Below are 17,631 nucleotides of genomic sequence, written 5' to 3'. Positions count from 1 at the left end.
GATCCGCCGTCCTGATCCTGATGTCCTGAGTGAAGTCGGACCGGGTCCGCTCCTGGCGCGAGACTCTGAACCCCTCGGCCCCGCCCGTCTCGAACACGGACTTCGTCATCGCCCGCGCGCTGCTGCTCGGTATGGCGGCGATAGGCATCTACTACGGCTTCCAGGGCGCGCACATGTCCGCCGACGGGCAGTGGAGCAGCGCCGAACTGACCAGCGCCGTCCGCAGCGCCACGGACGACCTGGACGGCGACTCCACGTACAGCCCGTACGAGGACGAGGCCGCGGAGCTCAGCGCCGGTTACGCGGTGACCATCGAGGACGCCATCGCCGAACACACCGGCAGCCACGCCCCCCGCTCCGCGATAGACGCCACCCCCACCGGCTCCGGAGCCTCGAACGAGTCCCACTACACCATCACAGCCGACGGAACGGACGCGTCCTTCTGCATCCGCGTCAAGGCACTCCGCGACAAGTCCGGCGACTACGAGGCCCCGAGCATCGCCGGCGGCTCCAGCACGCAACGGAAGTATGTGTTCAGGGTGACCAGTGCGGAGGGGGAGTGCTGAACGCTCACGAAGACAGCCGGGAGGGGGCATTGCCTTGCTGTTCGAGCTCCACGACCACACTCAGGTGCCGACAGTCGTACTCCGCCATTTCCGCCGTGGCCACCAAGAGCTGCTTCCCACCACCGGAGACAAAGCAGGAGCTCTCGTAGGTGTCATCCGTTTCGTCGAGGCGCAGGTCCGTCAAGTCGTCATCGAACGAGTAGGAGGACTCACCGGGCAGGATGCGCTCCAAGGCGGCGACACTACGGGACGGCTTTCCCAGGGTCTTGCATGCATCGCTCGCTCTGATGGCACGTGTCGAAGGGGTTAATACCGAAGACAAGAGCCAGCCCGGCCAGCAGGACGAGCATGAGTATCACTCCGCCGACAAACGAAAGCCGATTAGTTCTCCATCAGACCTGCCGACGGTGTTGTGCCTTCCTGCACCTCTTCGGCCCGCTTGGCGAAAGCGTCCGCAAACCGATCAAGGTACGAATCTGCCATGTCGACCTGCGCGCCGGCTTCAGCCATGGACACCATGATGACGCTGCCGACACGCACCTGGATCAGTAGCCCCTTTGAGCCCTTCACCATCGACGTGGTCGAACCGACCAGGGCATCGCTCTCCTCGCGGATTTTGCCATTCCACAAGACACGTGATTCCGGGACCTCCTGTTTCCAGGACTTCCACACGGTCCCATACGCCGACTTCGCCGAAGCCTCGTCCTGATAGGTCTGCACGAGGAAGTAAACAAGCGGCTGCCCCGTACGAGAGAAGGCTGATGTCCCGGTGTTCTGCACTCCCACGCAGGAATTCCGCGCAACCATTCTCTCACAACGGGCAGCCCCCACCGACCGAGCCTCCTTCAAGGTGTAGGCAACCGGCTCGATCGAGACCTTCCATCCGGGGAGGGCCCGGGCATCGGGGAGCACCGTCTTGGCCTGGCTAGCGGTGAGCGGCGTGGTGGCTTCGGCATGCCCACCGCAAGCACTCACCAAGGTCAGGGCGGCGCAGACGGCCGCAGCCGCCCTACGAGCATTCATCCGATTTCCCAACGGCCTTGGTGAAGATGGTGGCCAGCTTCTTCATGGCAGTGGTGTCTGCGAGGCCCGAGTCACGGACCCGCAACGACGTGTAAAGCAACTGCCCCTTGTGTTCGGGATTCTTGCAGCCCGTGACCTGCACCACGGCGCCCGTCCCGCTGGAGAAGTAGGCTTCGTTATCGGACGGCTTGGCGGAACCCAGTTGAGGATTGGCGCCCGCCACCGTCGAGATCGACACGTCGTCAGCCCACCACTCAAGGTTGGCCATCAGGGCCCACTTGCCGTCGACGTCCAGTCGACAGATTTTCCTAGTGGGCACCGGACGCGTATCCAGAACCTTGAGCTTCTTGCCCGGAGGAAGGAAAGGATCGACCAGATCAGGGCTCACCGAGATACCGCACAGCGCCCGTGGAACGTCGTACTCTTTCTTCTCATCGGATGTCGAGCAGCCGACCATCATGCCGAACATCACAAACAACGAGGTGGCTGCTGTAAATCGTCGAGCCATCCAATCCTCCATTGACCATATTGAACGAAGTGTCAGATGTCCGTTACGAGCTCGGGTCCAACACGCTCCATATAGCCGCCACCCTCCTGGAACCCTTGAGAGGAGGATTCCTCTGCCCAGGTGGCTACGTCGCCATGATTCGCGAGATGGTAGGCCTTCGCCGCGTCGAAAGCCGCCTTGCGGGTGTACTTGATGTTGTTCTCATTGCCGTTCTGCCAGTTCTCGCCCATCTTGCCCCCGGCGTCGTCCTTGGCGCTCCCCTCAGCGTCTTTGAACAGTTCTTCCAGCATCATGCTGGTCGCGGTTCCGGCAGCGCCGCCGACACCGGCGCCCACTGCCGGAGATGCAATGAAGGACGTGCCGACGCCGACTCCGGTCCCGACGGTTCCGGACAAGAAGTTCTTCCACTGGGCTACAGAGTGGTCGAAGTCCTTGTCTTTCAAATCGGCAGGACCAGCGACTGCTTCGTTCCGCCCCATGGCCAATGTTCCTGAAACCTGACCCGAGTGACGTGCGATCTCCCGGACGGTGAGTTCCAGATCGTGATTCGGGCGCTGACCCTCAGGCAAATCCGGGTTCAGATGGTATTCCAGCAGTTTTCCCATGTAGTTCTTCTGGCCAACTTCGACCGCCGCGTAACCGTTCGGATCCTGGCCCACGGCAAAGAGGAACCTGGAAATCTCGCGGTGGTCCAGCTCGGCCGGTGTGCCCTGGACGGGGTAGAGCTTCTGAATGCGATCCCATGCGGCCTGGTCGTCTTCGTCAGCCTTGTCCGTCGGTGGGTGCACATCGGTCGTCGCGCGATCGATGTCGGGGAGATACTCGGAAGCGATCTGCCCGATGCTGTCAGACATGTAACTGTGATCGGTGAGGCGCTCGTTGTCATCCGAGATCGATGACACGATGCTCTCGAACAGCTTGGCCTGACCCGGATTGTGCGCCGGCGTGTCATCCGTCGGCAGCTCGCCCGCGGGGTGTCCGGTGGTGGCAGCTTCGAGGGCCGCCGCCAGGTTGTCGCGTCCGTCGTTGCTCTCGCCCCGGCTGAGGTCGCTGTTGCTCTCGTGCGGCCAGTGACGGTCCTCGAAGAGGTACTTGAAGTTGGAGACGGCCTGCTTGTGGTCCCCGTCCTTCGGGATGAAGTCGTCATTGAAGAAGTCGGTGGCCGCGTCGGGGTTGTTGGACAGGCCCTTGAGGTAGCCGGACATCGGGTCCCAGCCCGAGTCGCCCGGCATGTGGTTGAGGTATGGATCGAACCCGAGCCGCTGCCAAGCCGCGTGCTTGCCATCGCCTGTGAACTTCCGCTCTGTCTCCATGAGGCTCTTCCCGTACTGCTTCATGAAGTCGTCGTCGTAGTCCCCGGCTCGCATCAGGTTGCTCATGACCTGGAAACCGAGAATGTTGCCGCGCTTGCCATGGACCGGCTGGTCGCCGATGTCGATCATGTGGCGCTTCCACTCGGTCATGGCGCCGGTGTCGCTCTGGCTGGCGGTGGCGAGGGTGAGGCCGAGGTTCTGCTGCAACTCGCCGAGTTGCTTGCGGCGTTCCCGGGTGAGGTCGGGTGTGACGGCTGGGTCGCTGACGTTGGCCCAGAACGACAGTGTCTTCTCCGGGCCGAGATCCGTTGCGAAGCGCTCGGAGAAGAGCGGGTCGTCGTGGTACTTCTTCAGCCCGGCGTTGAGCCGGTCGAAGTCAGCCAACGACAGGTCGTCCGGATCCTTCTTCGCGAGCTTCGCCAGTTCGTCTGCCTGTTTGACCGCGTCTGCGGCAGCGTCCCGGTCCTTGTACGCGGCGTCGGAGAAGCCCAGTCGGCTTTGGTCCGCGATCGCCGTGAGCACCGTCTTCGCCGAGTTGTCGCTCTCGGTGGCCTTGCTCAGGATGCCCTGGATCTCATTGCGAAGGTCGTCGACGTCCTTCTGACTGACGGCGCTGGTGTTGCCGCTCGGGTCGGAGGCCCAGTCGGGGCGTGTGCTGCTGGTGACGGTGAAGCTGCCCTGACCGCCATTAGTGACGGTCATGCCCTTCTGTTGCCCGCGGGAGACCGCTTCGGTGAGCTGGGCGTGGTAGCTCTTCAGCTCGTCCCGGGTGTCGCGCAAGATGTTGTGGATGGTGGTCGCCTGCGTGTGCGCATCACCGAACTCGCCTGCCGCCTTGCCGATGAACTGTTTGGAGACCTGCGCGTTCACACCGGCCCAGTCGGCCTTGTTGGCGGCCTGATGCAGACCGTCCTCGGCGTCCCTCTTCAGTTCTTCGAGGTGCTTGATGAGCGTCGACCAGTCGGTGACCGCGTCGTCGAACAGCTTGAAGTTGGCGTGGAACAGAGCGCTGAAGTCCATCGGATGTCGTCCCAGGAGTAGCGATGCCGGTCAAGGTGGTCGATGTGCGTTGTCGACAGATCGACGTCGCTACTCCTTCTTCTTGGGCTTGCCCTCGTCTTCCTGCCCGTAGTGGTTCTTGTCGCCTGGAGCCCCCACGCGTTCGTCGAACCCGGCGTCCAGGACATCGATGCTGCTCATCTGCCGCTGGATGTAGTTCTCGTCATTCGCATGCACGGCCTTCGTGGTCTGCATGTGGTTCGAGATCTGCGCACAGGCGTCCATCAGGGTCTTGAGCTGTTCCTCCCAGCGGTCCGACACATGCTGCAGCCCAGCACCGACCGCGAAGCCCTGCTTGGAGAGGTCGCCTGCCGCGGAATCGCTGCTGGGAATTGCGACGCGGGCCTTGTCCCAGAGCTGGTCGTAGAGGTGATGGGCGGCTGAGCCGATCTTGACCAGATCGTCGTGTCCCACTTTGAGGTCACCGGTCTTGCTAGGGACGACGTACGGGCCGTAGGTCCCTCCGCCGCCCTCCACATGGTTGAGCTGCATGTGCGCCGACTGCCCCGCCGCGGCCTGCGCTTTGAGCTGCTCCCACTCGTCCCATGCCATGCGTGAACCCTTTCCCCCGTGCCCGGCGCTTGCCGATTGCGTCGAGGCCAGCACTATGTCGGCACTCCGGTGTCCGGTCAAATTAGCAACCAGGGCAATGGAAAATTTGCGTCACGTCCGTTGTGCGATGTTTGTCGGACGTGAAGGTTCTAAGGAGACGTCAGCGAGGGATGACTGCAGAGGCGGGAGCTGAGCCTTCTGTGGCCTGGCGGGCGTGGCGCCAGGCCACAGCTCTGCGTGGTCTCCTGTCGGGGCTCGCGTCTGGACCGGCTACTGCTCGCTGTCATATGGAGGGATGCGCCGGCCTCGGCTCTCGGCGATGTTGAGTACGTCCGTCAGCGACTCGATGAGGCGGCGGATGATGAACCGAAGTTGGCCGGTGGTGAGACTCGCCTCGGTTGTGACCATCGGCTGCGCGAGGCCCAGGATGACGGCGGCTGTCTCCATCTGCTGGAGCTCCACGCTGTCCGCCAGTAGGGCCAGCGGGCTGGGCGTGCCGTCTGTGACGAGATGTGCGGGCTTGCCTTCCGGACCAGTCCAGGGCAGTAGGCGAAGGTAGCTGGTCTGGCTCACTGTCGTCCTCCTCGGTAGGCGTTGGCCGCACCCTTGGCCGTTTGCGTCGGCCAGGGTACGCGACTCCGAGCATACGCGTATACGCGTATTCGCGGTCGCGAGAATCCGAGACTACGCGCATCCTCGGTGGTATGGATCTTGACCGCAGCAAGCCTGTATGGCCTCAGGTCGCGGACGAACTGCGCCGCCGTATCGACGCCGGCGCGTACGTTCCGGGGGCGCGGTTCCCCGCTGTCGTGGATCTTGCGACAGAGCTGGACGTTGCCCCGTCCACGATCCAGAAGGCCGTGGCCGCCCTACGTGAAGAGGGCAGGCTCTACACCGTCCTGGGCCAAGGTTCGTTCGTCGCGGAGAAGTGAAATGGGCAGGGACCTGCACCGGGTACCTGCTGGGCGCCGTGGTCAGTTCGAGGTGCAGACAGGGCGGTGCGGGAGAAGCACTCGTCCATGGCCGTAGGCTGTAATGGGGATGCTTTTGGTGCTAGTTCAGCCAGCTGCGATCGGTCGCGCCTTCAACTGGCCGAGCGTCTTCGGCAGACCGCTCTCCTTGAAGCAGCCGAACTTTCCGGCAGCTTTGGCAGAGGCAGAATAGGCCATGCGGATATTGGCATCCCTGTACGACTTCGACATGGCGGAGTCGGTCGTGTCGGGTGGGTACGTATTGACTGTCGCGGTGAGATAGCCGGACCGAGCGGAGTCCTGGTCACCCCAGTTCGGTGTACACGCGAAGGTGATCCAGGCGTAGTTGTCGGTGGACTTCGTGTAGCGCGCGAAGGTGTATGCAGTGGCTGTTCTCGATGATGTGGTGGCGCCAGGCGAATCATGGTCGGCGGGAACCCAGCCGAAGTGCACTTGGACGGGCGTGCTCTTCTTCTGGTTCACAGCGGAGAACTGGCACAGGTTCTTACCGAGATCGGCATCCGAGGCGCCTTGCATCGCCTTGAGGTCCTTGATCAGCTGATCGAAGGTCCCGCTGACCGACTTCTGCTTGACCTCGCGGAATCGCGTCGCGCCACTCAATGACGTGAGCGCCTGCGCTGCCTGCCTGTCGAAGGCGCCGTCGCACACGGAGGTCGCCGTGGCCCGTTGCTGCGGCTGCCATGAGTCGTCGTGCGAGCAGCCGGCCAGGGCCAGGGCGCAGAGTGTGCCGAGAACCGCCGCGAGGGTGCGGTGGGCGGGAAGCCTGTAGTTCACCATGCGGGCCCATCGATCCGTTTCATTCCGTCACCGGGAGGTTCCCGGCTTCTTGCTGTGCGTTGCTACCGGCGGTGTAGCCGGTCGCCTGCGCGTTCTTGAGGTTCTCCCTGACCTGGTAGTAGGCGTCTCCGTGCCACGTGCTGCCGTTCAGCCTCTCCAGCGCATGGCGCCCCGGCTCCCAGGACGAGGTGAAGCCGGCGTCGTAGATGGCCTTGCGGTCTCCCTGTCGTACGTCGGCGAGTTGACGGTGCTGACTCTCGCCGTACTTGTCCAGGTTCTCCTCGATGTGGCTCGTGATCTGATCCTGGGTGTTCTCGGTCGCGATGGGCACGATGGTCGAGGCCAGCCCACTCTCCGGTTCCGGGATGAGGGAGAAGGCTCCGCCCACGAGGGCTCCGGCGATTTCCTTCTGACGTCCGATGCGCTGGTCCACGGCCGCGTTGTAGGCCGCTTCCTTGGCAGCGCCCTCCGCGGTCGACTGGTCAGCGCGCGACTGGTCGATGATGCCCTGAACCTCGGCACCGGTCCGTACGGCCGTTTCAGCCGCGGCCGAATGCACCACACCATGGGAGTCGACGGTCGGCTGATGGGCGTCCAGTACTGACGTCGTGTACACCTGCTGCGCAGCCCCGATCTGCGCGTACGCCTTCGGATCCTGACCCAAAGTGCCGAGGAAGCCCCGAGTGTCGGACGCCTGGAGGTGCGCACGTTCGCCCATCGAGCGCCCAGTGCCGTCCTGAGCGAACACGGAACGCTTGTCGTCGTCATCCATCGACCAGTTGAGGTCGTCGATGTACGCCGAGCCGATACGGCTGAGGCTGTCCTGGATGCCGTCCTGCTTCTTCATGAGCTCGGCGCCACTGAGCTGGGTCCGCTCCTTGTCATTCCCCTCGGCGGGTTGCCCGTAGAGGTGCACCACCTTCTCCGCGACCTTGGCAGTGTCCAGGTCCCGGTGCAACTGCGGCGGATGAGCGTCGTACGGCGCCCCCGTGGTCGCCGACTCCAGCGCGTGACCGAGCGAGTCGTACCCGGCGATGGTCTTCGCGTGGTCTCCGGCGAAATCCTGGGGCCAATCGCGCTGCTCGGCAAGGTACTTGAAGTGGTCGCCCTCGTTGAAGAACTGGGTCGAGGCCTCCGAGTTGTGGCCCAGTGCCTCCATGAACCCGGTCATCGGATCGCGGCCGGCATCGTTCGTGTCGCCGTAGTGCAGCTGCTCCCATCCTCCCGAGCGGTCCCACGGAAGGACGCCCTTACGGGTGACGCGGTGCTGCAGGCCGCCGTACTCGTCAGAGGTGTGCGACTTCTCGTAGGCGATGAGGTGATTGCCGTAGTCATGGAGGAAGTCTGTTTTGTACTCCCCGTTGCGCATGAGGTTGCTCATCACCTGGAAGCCGTAGACGGGGTTCTCGCCATCGGGGCGTAGATCCGTGCCGCCCAGGTTGATGACCTGGCTCTTCCAGGACTGCATCGCGCTGCTGTCGGAGTGGCTGGCCGTGGCCAGTGTCATGCCGAGCGGCTTCTCCAAGCCTTCAGCCAGTTGCATACGCTTCTGCTGGGCATCCGTAAGGCCGTGCCCCGAGCGCGGATTGACCGCGAACTGGGAGTCGTCGACGATCCCGGAGTAGAACTCAAGTGTGCGCTTCGGGCCGACGTCGGTGGCGAACCGCTCGGCGAAGAGCGGGTCGTTCTTGTACTGGGCGAGGACGGAGTTCAGCTCGTTCAGTTCGGTGTCGCTGACCTCGCTCGGATCCTTCTTGAGGATCTTCGCCACCTTGTCGGCTTCCTCGACGGCCTTGGCCGCGGAGTCACGATCCGTGTAGTGGGCGTCGGAGAAGCCGTACTTGGCCTGGTCGACGAGGAGCCTCAGTAACTTGGCGGCGCTGTTGTCGCTCTCGGTGGCCTTGCTCAGGATGCGCTGGATGTCGTCGCGGAGGCCGTCGATGTCCTTCTGGCTGTACGCGCTCGTCTTGCCGCTCGGGTCGGAGGCCCAGTCGGGGCGGGTGCTGCCGGTGACCGTGAAGGTGCCGTGTCCGGTGTCGATGACCGTGAGGTGATTGTTCGGCTCGCGTTCGAGGGTCGCGTTCAGTTGGTTGTGGTAGCCGACGAGTTCACCGTGGGTGTCCTTGAGGATCTTCGTGATGGAGTCCGCCTGCGTGTGCGCGTCCTCGAACTCGCCCGCGGTCTTGTCGACGAACTCCCGTGTCACCGTGGCGTTGAGACCTGCCCAGTTGGCTTTGTCCGCCTTGGCCTTGAGGTTGTGCTCGGCATCGTGCTTGAGGTCGAGCAGCCTCTTGGTCATGTGCTCCCAGTCGGCAATGGCCTCCTGGAGCTTCGAGAAGTTGGCGAAACGGAGCGTGTCGAGGTCCATCAACCCTGCCCGGTCCTCTGGTCGAAGCCTGCGTCGAGTGTGGAGATGCTGCTGATGGTGCCGGCGATGTAGGCGTCGTCGCGGGCGTGCACACCCTTGGTGTAGTCGAGGTGGTTGGAGATGTGCGCCGTGGCATCGAGCAGGGACTGAACCTGATCGACCCAGTGTTCCGCGACATGGTCCAGCGCGGCGCCGAGGGCGAAACCCTGGTCCTCAAGGTCGCCGGCGGCTTTCATGGAGGGCAGGCGGGCCTGGTCGCTGCACTGGGAGAAGTCCTGGTGAAGCTGGTAGGCGGCCTTGCCGACAGCGGCGAGGTCCTGCTGGCTCACCCGTAGGTCGCCCTGTTGGCCGCCGTCACCGGAGCCTCCGCCCGGGTCTGCCACGACGTGATCGAGTCCCATCTTGGCGGAGTGGCGCTCGGCTGCCTGCGTCTTGAGCTGCTCCCACTCATCCCACGCCATGCGTGGTCCCCTCCCGGTCACCTGCCACCTGTTGACTGTTTGGCAACCTAACGATGACTTTCCCAGGGGCAGGTTTAGGAGTCGCAAAGCTCAGGTGTTGGTCAAGCAAGGCGTCTCAGCTGCCGGACAGGTGTGAAGTTTCTGCGCAGATACCAAGGGGCTTCTGCCCCTATTGGCCGCCTTGTCGGTATTGGGTGGCTCCGGAGTCGGTCACTTCGGGACACCATTGCAACTGAACCGTCGCAGAGTTCAGTTGGCCGCGATTTGCACAGTGACTACAGTGGTCAGCGATGGATCCGGGGGTCGGGGCGGTGCCCGGACCGTCGGTGGCTGTACCAACGGGGAAACGGGGAAGGGGTCGCGGTGAGTGGCGGTGGCGGCTCGGATCTGAGGCGCGGTCTTGAGGCTCTGAAGATCTTTCAGAAGCGTGTGAACGATGCGTTGAGGAAATTTGACGACTCACCGGGTTCTTCGTCCAGCATCGCTCAGCACGCCATCAGTCGGGCGTCATTCAGTGGCACGCAGATCCCGTTCAGTGAGGCGGCTGACCTCCACGGGCAGTACGAGCGCGTGCACGCGCGCCTCACAAACCTGTCGCAGTCACTGAGCCTGCACATCGAGGCGCTGAAGCTCGCGGTACAGGCGGCCGATGCCGGCTACGACAACGTCGAAGAGGACGTGCGTCAGCGCTTCTGGGCGATTCAGACGCAACTCAACCGGGAGCACCAGCAGGCGGTGGCAGACGAGCAGACTCAGAAGTCGGCACCGGGCCAGAAGACCAACAAGTCCAACCAGGGCGGTGGGTACTGATGAGCGACGACAAGTGGCAGCAAGATCCTCAGTACAAGCCCGGCGTGGATCAGGCGGACCGGCAGGTTGGCGCGGTCAATGCTGTGGAGTACGTGCTGGGCGGTATGCCATTCGGCTTCGGCATGCATGTCAACGCCTTCGGCTCTACCGACTTCGAGAACCATGACCTCAATGACATGATCGACCTCGTCGAGCAAGCTCAGCCCGCGCACCTGGAGCTGGCTAGTAGGGCATTGTGGGACGCCCACCAGCACATCTCCGATGCCGCCACGGAGCTGAGGGCTCACATCAAAGCCGTCCCCTGGAAGGGGGAGGCTGCCATCGGCTTCCGTGACTGGGGTTACGGCCTTGCTGACTGGAGCGACGAGCTTGCCACGTTCGCCGACAAGACGGCCACGCAGATTTCTGCAGCGGGCATGGGTCTGGCCACCGTGAGTAAGTCGATGCCGCACCGTGACCCCCGCCCCAGGGCCGATCGGAAGCTGCCCACCGAGTTGCCCAAGGCCAAGCAGGTCGACAGCAACCCGGACTACGTGATCGCCAAGAAGGCCGAGGCGGACCGGCAAGAGGCGATCAACCAGATGAACAAGCTGGCCTCTTACTATGCGGTATCGGCTGGCGCACTGAAGGGGGAAGAGGGGCCGCAGCCGTACAAGGCGATGCCGCCTGTGGGCGTGCCGAGGCCCGCTGGGCTTTCCTGGGATCCGAATCAGAAGCATTACGGTTCGGCGCAGCCGGTGACCGGGCAGCCCGCGGTATCGGGCCATCACCAGGTGGCGGTGTCGACCGTCCCGCATCTCTCGGACCACGCCGCACCTGTGAGAGAAGTGCATCAGCCCGTCGAGGCTCACCAGCCGGTCACCGATCCGCACCACCAGGTCGGCACGGAGATCAACACCGTGGGCACGCTGCCTCCGGCACACGCAACGCAGCCGGGACCCCCTGCGCCCACTATTCCGACCGCCGGCGGTGGGGGTCACACGCCTCCGCTGACCACCGGACCGGTGACGCCGCCGATCACGCCGCCCGTCGGGCGTACCACGGGCTATGGTCCGGCCGGTCGGCTTCCGGTCTCGGCGCAGGGGCGCACCGGCCCTTCGGGCGCGGCAAGCGGGCGAGTACCGCAGGAGCCCGAGGGGCAGACAGGGCGTGCCGCTACTGGTGGGCGCGTTTCGCAGGGGCCCATGGGGCAAGCTGCACGCGCCATGGGACGTACGACGACTCCGACGGGTCAGTCAGCTCTGCGCGGGTCCACTCAACAGGTCGGACGTTCCCCTCTGGGGCGTGGCGTGACCGGTGGGACGCCGAGGATGACCAACACGCCTGGTGGGCGTGCTGGAGCCGCTGGCCCCATCGGCGCGGCGCGTAACGGTGTCGTGGGTGGCAGGCCTGTCACGGGGAGTACGCCGGGCTCAGCGTCCAATTCCCGTGTCCCGCGCGGTATGGTCATCGGCGCCGAGGAGCCGGTCTCCTCTACGCAGCCGAAGGGCGCCCTCGGACAGCGAGGAGTTGTCGGTGCGCCCACGGCGAAGGCGGATCCGGGCACAAGCCAGTCGGTGCTGCGTTCGGCAAGCAATCCCGAGGGGGTTGTCGGCGCGCCCCGGAACAACAGCGGCTCGACACTCAAGGACTCCGAGAGTGGCGTTGGTAGGACGGGGCTTGGTCGAGGTGCGGTAGGCGAACAACGGGGCCCGGACGGTGGCACCGGACGGGCCGGGAAGCCGGCCGAGAAGGAACAGCACCGCTCGTCGCAAAAGCGGCGGCGTGACGTGCCACAGAAGAGCGACTGAACAAGCGAGGACGTACGCGGGCATGAAGCCAGGGACTAGCCGACGTGGCACAAAAGCATTGCGCCTGATAGGGCGTGGTGGGACGCGCATGTCCGTCGTGTGCTCCGCGCTGGGCGCGTTGACCATTGTGTCCACGTCCCTGGCTCCTGCTGCCGCGGCCGTGGACATCCGGTCGAAGCAGTGGTATCTGAGCGCGATGCAGGCCGACGAGATGTGGAAGACGAGCACTGGTAAGGGGGTGAAGGTCGCGGTCATCGATTCCGGAGTCAATCCGGACACCCCCGCCTTGAAAGGGCAGGTGCTCGTCAACGAGGTGCAGAAGTCTGTCTCGTATCACGTCACACAGGACTACGCGGGCCATGGCACATCCATGGCTGAAATCATTGCAGGTACGGGTGCGGACAACAGTGTTAAGGGGCTTGCCTTCGGTGCAAAGATCATCCCCTATCGCATCGCGCTCGACGAGCTGAAGGACAAGCAGGAGAGGCAAAACACTGCCACGTCGGCTGAAGCTATCAGGGCTGCCGCCGACAGCGACGCCAAGATCATCAATATGTCGTTCGGTAGTGAGTACTACGATGCGGATGAGGAGGCGGCCATCAAGTACGCCGCGTCCAAGGGGAAGCTCCTGTTCGCCGCCGTCGGAAACTCGGGGCTGAAGAAGAACGAGATCGAATATCCGGCCTTCTATCCGTACGTCAACGCAATCTCCGCGTCAGATCAGTCCGGCACCGTTGCCAAGTTCTCGGAGCACGGCAAGTACGTCGACTTTGCGGCACCCGGAGTCGACATACCCGGCTGGTGCGACAACACGTTCAAGGAGTACTGCAGCAACGAAGGCACCAGCGCCGCCTCCGCCATCGCCTCTGCCTCCGCCGCCCTCGTCTGGTCCGCACACCCCAACTGGACCGCCAACCAGGTGCTCCGGGTGTTGTACGACACGGCCAGCCGCAAGTGGCCGAAGGATGAGCGGAGTCTTTATCTCGGCTTCGGTCTCCTGCGTCCGCGTAAGGTCCTCGACGATCCGAACATCAACCCAGGCCCGGCCAACGTGGACCCCTTCGCCGCCGAGAACGCCACAGGCGAGGACGCCTCGGCCAGCCCGACCCCTTCGGCTTCCTCCGGTCAGTCCACAAAGGACGCCGACTCCGCCAGCGGCCCCACCTCCGCCGCCGCAAAGGACTCCAACTCCGGCAGCAGCACGACCACCTGGGTGATCGTCGGCGCCGCAGCAGCCGTACTAGTCATCGGAGGCGCCGGTTTCGCCGTGCTGCGTGCGCGGCGTAACGCCTGAGCGGTCTCCCGCATACCTGCTCATTCGCCGAGTGAGCAGCAGTCCGCTTGCCATCCGTGCTGATGCCTGACTCAGCGCCTGGCAAGGTCAGTTCACAGAGAGAAAGGCCATCGACATGGCTTCAGGGCGTCAGAAGGTAAGTGACAAGGACATTCTCGCCCTCGAAAAGGAGCTGGCGCACCGCTTCGAGGGCATCAAGGGCCAGCTCAAGCAGCTGCAGGGGATCATCGACAGCATGGAAGGGCACTGGAAGGGCATCGGTGCCGGCGCGTTCAACGCCAAGCAGACCGAGATCAACGAGCGTATGGTCCGGATCGGCAACATCCTCGCCAAGTTCATCGAGGCCATGAGCCAGACCCGGAAGATCAAGGACGGCACCGAAGACGAGGTCCGTTCGCAGGTCCAGAGCATCGACGTCAACTACGGCGGCTCGCACTCGGCCCTGTCCAGCTACTGATCCCCGCCAGGTCACCACTTCTCACCAACGGAGCAATCATGGCAAACAACAGCGGCGAGCTTGAGGTAACTTACGGCAGCCTCGACGACACGGCGACCCAGCTCGCGAACCACGCGCGGCAGCTTGAGGAGAGCCTCGAAGCCATCAAGCAGAAGGTCGCCGGCGTCGCGAGCATGTGGGAGGGCGAGGCCCACACCGCGTACACCGAGCATCAGGCCGCCTGGGACCGTGAGGCCCAGGGCATCCACGAGGCCCTGCAGCAGATCGGCAAGGTCGTGCACGCTGCCGGCGGTGACTACCAGGGCGGCGACCGGAAGGCCGCCAGCTACTTCATGTAGGACCCTGCGCGCAGTGCATGCAGAAGCTGACATGCACTGCCCAACGGGCAGGACCCAGCAGCGGGGTGGGCACGCACGGGAGGTGCCCACCCCCTGTCTTGACCGGAGCGACGAAGAATGACGAGTCGGGAAGAGGAATGCACGCCACAGGTGGGGCGACGGGCATTGCCCCCAAGTCGCGGCGAAAGGTGGGCCCGTACACCCTGATCACCGCGCTGGACGACCCCCACACCAAGGTCCCCGTCCCCGAGCGGCGCTACATCGCCCGCACCTTCGACGGACAGCACACCGTTCTTCTCTCCCTCCCGCAGCCCGGCCGCGACCCTCAGAGCTTCCTGGCGGAGGTCGAAGCCTCCCGCTACCTCCTGGGTCCCTGCGCCGCCCCGGCCACCGCCGTCGCCGGTCCGGGCGAGCCCGCCTGGTACGCCGTGCCGTACATCCCCGTCCTGCCCCTCCCCACCGCCCTCGCCGTACACGGCGGCCCGCTGCCCGAGCATTCCGTACGTGCGCTGGGCGCGGCCCTCGCCGACACGCTGGCCATCCTCCACGGGCAGGGGCTGACCTTCGCCGGTGTGTCACCGGCGGCCATACTCCTCGCCGCCGACGGGCCCCGGCTCTCCTGCTACGGCGCGGTGCGCGCGGCCGCGCCGGACGGTACGGCGCGTTCGGGGCTGCCGGGGCTGGAGACGGGGAGTCTGCCGCCGGAGCAGGCGTCCGGGGGGCGCCCGCGGCCCCTCGGCGATGTGTACGCCCTCGGGGCTACGCTCGCCTACGCCGCCACCGGCTACACAATGCCGGAGCGGGAGGAGATCCCGGCCGCGCTCCGTGCGGTCATCGGTCGGTGTCTGTCGCGTGATCCCGAAGTTCGGCCTCAACTCGCCGAAATTATCACCGAGTTGAGGGCAGACGCCGTCTCGGTCGGGGCGTCCGGCTGGCTTCCCGGCCGGGTGATCGCCGCCCTCGCCCATCAGTCGGCCGCCGTCCTCAGCGCGGAGATCCCCGTCGAGGCACCGCCCACAGCCCCAACCAGCCCCGTCCCTCACCCTCACCCGAACTGACGACGGCCATGCCCTCCCCCCTCACTCACGACGACCCTCAGGCCTTCGGCCCGTACCGCCCCATCGCTCGCCTCGGCAGTGGTGGCATGGGCACCGTCTATCTCGCCCGCACGGCAGGCGGTCGTACCGTCGCGCTGAAGACGATGCACGCCCGCCTCGCCTCCGACCCGGCCTTCCGTACCCGGTTCCGGCTGGAGACCGACGCGGTGCGGGTCGTGGGGGAGCGGTTCGGTGCCGGGGTGGTGGACGCGGATCCGCGGGCCGAGACACCGTGGTTCGCCACCGAGTACGTGCTCGGGCCGCCCCTCGACGAGGCCGTGGAACTGTGCGGCCCGCTGCCCGAGGCGTCCGTACGGGCACTGGGGGCAGCGCTGTGCGGGGCGCTGAGGCAGCTGCATGCTTCCGACGTCGTCCATCGTGACCTCAAGCCGTCCAACATCCTGATCACTGCGTATGGGCCCAAGGTCATCGACTTCGGTATCGCCCGCGCGGCCGGGGACGACCACCTCACGCGGGTCGGAGTGGCGGTCGGTACCCCTGCTTTCATGTCGCCGGAGCAGGCAGGCGGGCAGGAACACACGACCGCCGGTGACGTCTTCGCGCTCGCCGGTCTGCTCGTCTTCGCCGCGACCGGGCGTCCGCCCTTCGGGCATGGGCAGGCTGCGGACCTGCTGTACCGGGTGCAGTACGCCGAGCCTGATCTGAGTGGTGTGCCCGACAGCCTGGTGCCGCTTCTTGCGCAGTGCCTGGACAAGAATCCGTTCCGGCGCCCCACGACCGAGTGGCTCGCCTCCCGACTGCACGACGGCGCGGGTGAGTTCGCCGATCATCTGCCGGGCGCTCTGCTGGCCGACATCGGCCGGAGGGCGAGCGAGGTGTGGACGATCACGCCGCAGCGCTTGCCGGCTCCAGCCGAGGAGGCGGAGATAGCGGTGCCGACTCCCGCCGCACGTATCTCCCGTCGACGGCTGCTATGCACCGTCGGGGGCGCAGCTCTGTCCGCCGCCGGCGCCGGGGCGGGGGTCTGGGCCTGGAGCCAGCATGCCGGATCTGGCCCGAATCCGCAGCCCGGGCCCAGCAACAGCCTTCTGCCGAAGAAAAAGCTGGACTCCGTCTGGCAGATCCAGGTCGCCGACCCGCCCGATGACACCATCCCTGCCCAACTGCACGTCGTCGAGAACCTTGTGACCTTGGTGGCGGGCAGGGGCTTGGGTGGCATCGTCGCACAGACCGGGCACGTCCAGTTCGCGTCAGACCAGATGGAGAGCACCTGGCAGGTGGCAACCGACGGCAAGCGCCTCATCAGGCTGGTGCAGAAGGCCGGCGCTGAGAACAATGCGGGCAAGCCCGGTGGATTCCCGCTGCTCCTCGCTTCGGTCGACCTCCTCACGGGCAAGGCGTCGGATCTGTTCGCGGAGTTCACAGACTTCAACGGTGTTCTTCCTGAGAACCAACTGGTGTGCACCGCTGACGGCGTCGCCTATGTGGCGGCCGGCCGTGGCAATTTCTCCGACGAGGGCTTCCTCGCCTCCCAGTCCTGGTACCTGTTCGCCGTCGACATCAGCTCGGGCAAGCGGCTGTGGACTGCGCCGCTGCCTGCACGGCGGCAGGGATCCATACGGCTCTACTTCCTCAGCGCCGCGGTTGTCGGACGTCACCTCGTCACCCTTCAGGAGGCGAACGACGGCACCGTACGGGCTGTCGTACGCGACACCCGCACGGGTGCCGTCCGCTGGGACCGTCCGCTCGACGGCATCAAACCGGACCGCGTGCGCCAATCTATGGCCGTCGACGCTCAGCAGTTGTACGTGGGCACCACTTCGCTGCGGGCGCTGCGGCTCAGCGACGGCGGTCTCGCCTGGGACACCCAATCGGGGCGTCCGGGCGCTATTTTCGGCCCCCCGCTGGTCAAGGACGACATTGTGTATGCGGTCCAGAAGGAGCGCGGGCTCGTCTGTCTCACCGCCAACGGAGGCATGGTCATGTGGGAGGAAAGGGGCGGGCAGGGGGCCCAAGCCGATGTCACCGTTCCGCCGGTTATGGGACCCAACTACATGTACAACAAACGTGGATCGGAACTGTGGGCCATCGCCTGGCAGTCCACCCACGAGCCGGTCCGATCGTTCAAGACCACTGGTGACCGGTTCATCGCCCACGAGAAGTCTGGACGGGTCATCGCGCTCGGTGGAAAGTTCCTCGCGGCCTTTCCCTTGCAGTAAGCCGTTTGACGCCGAGCGAAGAACGCGTCGCGAGAAGAGAACCAGT

18 protein-coding genes are annotated in these 17,631 nt (G+C 65.0%); 9 read left to right on the top strand and 9 right to left on the bottom strand.

Features of this window, described 5'->3' with window-relative positions:
- The first annotated feature begins 29 nt into the window (after positions 1–29).
- Complete coding sequence (locus tag O1G22_RS11920) at positions 30–566, top strand: hypothetical protein (RefSeq protein WP_270081340.1); 537 nt, start codon at positions 30–32, stop codon at positions 564–566.
- A gap of 4 nt (positions 567–570) precedes the next feature.
- Here O1G22_RS11920 and O1G22_RS11915 read toward each other — a convergent pair whose 3' ends face one another.
- The 6 genes from O1G22_RS11915 to O1G22_RS11890 all read right to left on the bottom strand — a co-directional run bounded on the left by O1G22_RS11915 (position 571) and on the right by O1G22_RS11890 (position 5,594).
- Entirely contained in the window at positions 571–798 is a 228-nt protein-coding gene (locus tag O1G22_RS11915; protein ID WP_270081339.1) for a hypothetical protein, read from the bottom strand.
- A 149-nt stretch (positions 799–947) separates the two neighbouring features.
- Positions 948–1,589 (bottom strand): hypothetical protein, encoded by a 642-nt coding sequence (locus O1G22_RS11910; protein WP_270081338.1) that lies wholly within the window; start codon positions 1,587–1,589, stop codon positions 948–950.
- Positions 1,576–2,109 (bottom strand): hypothetical protein, encoded by a 534-nt coding sequence (locus O1G22_RS11905; RefSeq protein WP_270081337.1) that lies wholly within the window; start codon positions 2,107–2,109, stop codon positions 1,576–1,578. Before O1G22_RS11905 ends, O1G22_RS11910 begins: the two co-directional genes overlap by 14 nt.
- 20 nt (positions 2,110–2,129) lie before the next feature.
- The gene (locus O1G22_RS11900) at positions 2,130–4,430 is read right to left on the bottom strand and encodes a hypothetical protein (protein WP_270081336.1); all 2,301 of its coding nucleotides are present in this window, start codon (positions 4,428–4,430) and stop codon (positions 2,130–2,132) included.
- Positions 4,431–4,499: 69 nt separating this feature from the next.
- Positions 4,500–5,021: a hypothetical protein gene (locus tag O1G22_RS11895; protein ID WP_270081335.1), complete on the bottom strand. Its 522-nt coding sequence runs from the start codon at positions 5,019–5,021 to the stop codon at positions 4,500–4,502.
- Between the two features lie 270 nt (positions 5,022–5,291).
- Positions 5,292–5,594 carry a hypothetical protein gene (locus O1G22_RS11890; RefSeq protein ID WP_270081334.1) on the bottom strand — a complete coding sequence of 101 codons (303 nt, stop codon included), beginning with the start codon at positions 5,592–5,594 and terminating at the stop codon, positions 5,292–5,294.
- Positions 5,595–5,725: 131 nt separating this feature from the next.
- Here O1G22_RS11890 and O1G22_RS11885 point away from each other — a divergent pair, with 131 nt between their 5' ends.
- Positions 5,726–5,953, top strand: a complete 228-nt coding sequence (locus tag O1G22_RS11885) for a GntR family transcriptional regulator (protein ID WP_270081333.1) — start codon at positions 5,726–5,728, stop codon at positions 5,951–5,953.
- Between the two features lie 126 nt (positions 5,954–6,079).
- Here O1G22_RS11885 and O1G22_RS11880 read toward each other — a convergent pair whose 3' ends face one another.
- From O1G22_RS11880 to O1G22_RS11870, 3 genes are read right to left on the bottom strand one after another with little or no spacing between them, the layout of a single operon-like run.
- Positions 6,080–6,790: a hypothetical protein gene (locus tag O1G22_RS11880; protein ID WP_270081332.1), complete on the bottom strand. Its 711-nt coding sequence runs from the start codon at positions 6,788–6,790 to the stop codon at positions 6,080–6,082.
- A gap of 19 nt (positions 6,791–6,809) precedes the next feature.
- On the bottom strand, positions 6,810–9,158 hold the full coding sequence (locus O1G22_RS11875; RefSeq protein WP_270081331.1) for a hypothetical protein: 2,349 nt from the start codon (positions 9,156–9,158) through the stop codon (positions 6,810–6,812).
- Complete coding sequence (locus O1G22_RS11870; RefSeq protein WP_270081330.1) at positions 9,158–9,619, bottom strand: hypothetical protein; 462 nt, start codon at positions 9,617–9,619, stop codon at positions 9,158–9,160. Before O1G22_RS11870 ends, O1G22_RS11875 begins: the two co-directional genes overlap by 1 nt.
- A 363-nt stretch (positions 9,620–9,982) precedes the next feature.
- Here O1G22_RS11870 and O1G22_RS11865 point away from each other — a divergent pair, with 363 nt between their 5' ends.
- From O1G22_RS11865 to O1G22_RS11835, 7 genes are all read left to right on the top strand, one after another.
- Positions 9,983–10,429 carry a DUF2563 family protein gene (locus tag O1G22_RS11865; protein ID WP_270081329.1) on the top strand — a complete coding sequence of 149 codons (447 nt, stop codon included), beginning with the start codon at positions 9,983–9,985 and terminating at the stop codon, positions 10,427–10,429.
- A complete protein-coding gene (locus O1G22_RS11860) occupies positions 10,429–12,219 on the top strand; it encodes a hypothetical protein (protein WP_270081328.1) in 1,791 nt (596 codons plus the stop codon). Before O1G22_RS11865 ends, O1G22_RS11860 begins: the two co-directional genes overlap by 1 nt.
- Positions 12,220–12,307: 88 nt before the next feature.
- Positions 12,308–13,513: a S8 family serine peptidase gene (locus O1G22_RS11855; protein WP_270081327.1), complete on the top strand. Its 1,206-nt coding sequence runs from the start codon at positions 12,308–12,310 to the stop codon at positions 13,511–13,513.
- 115 nt (positions 13,514–13,628) lie between these two features.
- On the top strand, positions 13,629–13,970 hold the full coding sequence (locus O1G22_RS11850) for a WXG100 family type VII secretion target (RefSeq protein WP_225101299.1): 342 nt from the start codon (positions 13,629–13,631) through the stop codon (positions 13,968–13,970).
- Positions 13,971–14,005: 35 nt separating this feature from the next.
- Complete coding sequence (locus tag O1G22_RS11845; RefSeq protein WP_270086396.1) at positions 14,006–14,308, top strand: WXG100 family type VII secretion target; 303 nt, start codon at positions 14,006–14,008, stop codon at positions 14,306–14,308.
- 137 nt (positions 14,309–14,445) lie between these two features.
- On the top strand, positions 14,446–15,366 hold the full coding sequence (locus O1G22_RS11840; RefSeq protein ID WP_270081326.1) for a protein kinase family protein: 921 nt from the start codon (positions 14,446–14,448) through the stop codon (positions 15,364–15,366).
- Between the two features lie 8 nt (positions 15,367–15,374).
- A complete protein-coding gene (locus tag O1G22_RS11835; protein WP_270081325.1) occupies positions 15,375–17,585 on the top strand; it encodes a protein kinase domain-containing protein in 2,211 nt (736 codons plus the stop codon).
- Positions 17,586–17,631: the final 46 nt, after the last annotated feature.

The organism is Streptomyces camelliae (genome assembly GCF_027625935.1).
In the GTDB taxonomy this organism is placed as follows: domain Bacteria; phylum Actinomycetota; class Actinomycetes; order Streptomycetales; family Streptomycetaceae; genus Streptomyces; species Streptomyces camelliae.
Note: the sequence above shows the minus strand (reverse complement) of the source record. Positions and strands in the feature narration are given on the sequence as shown.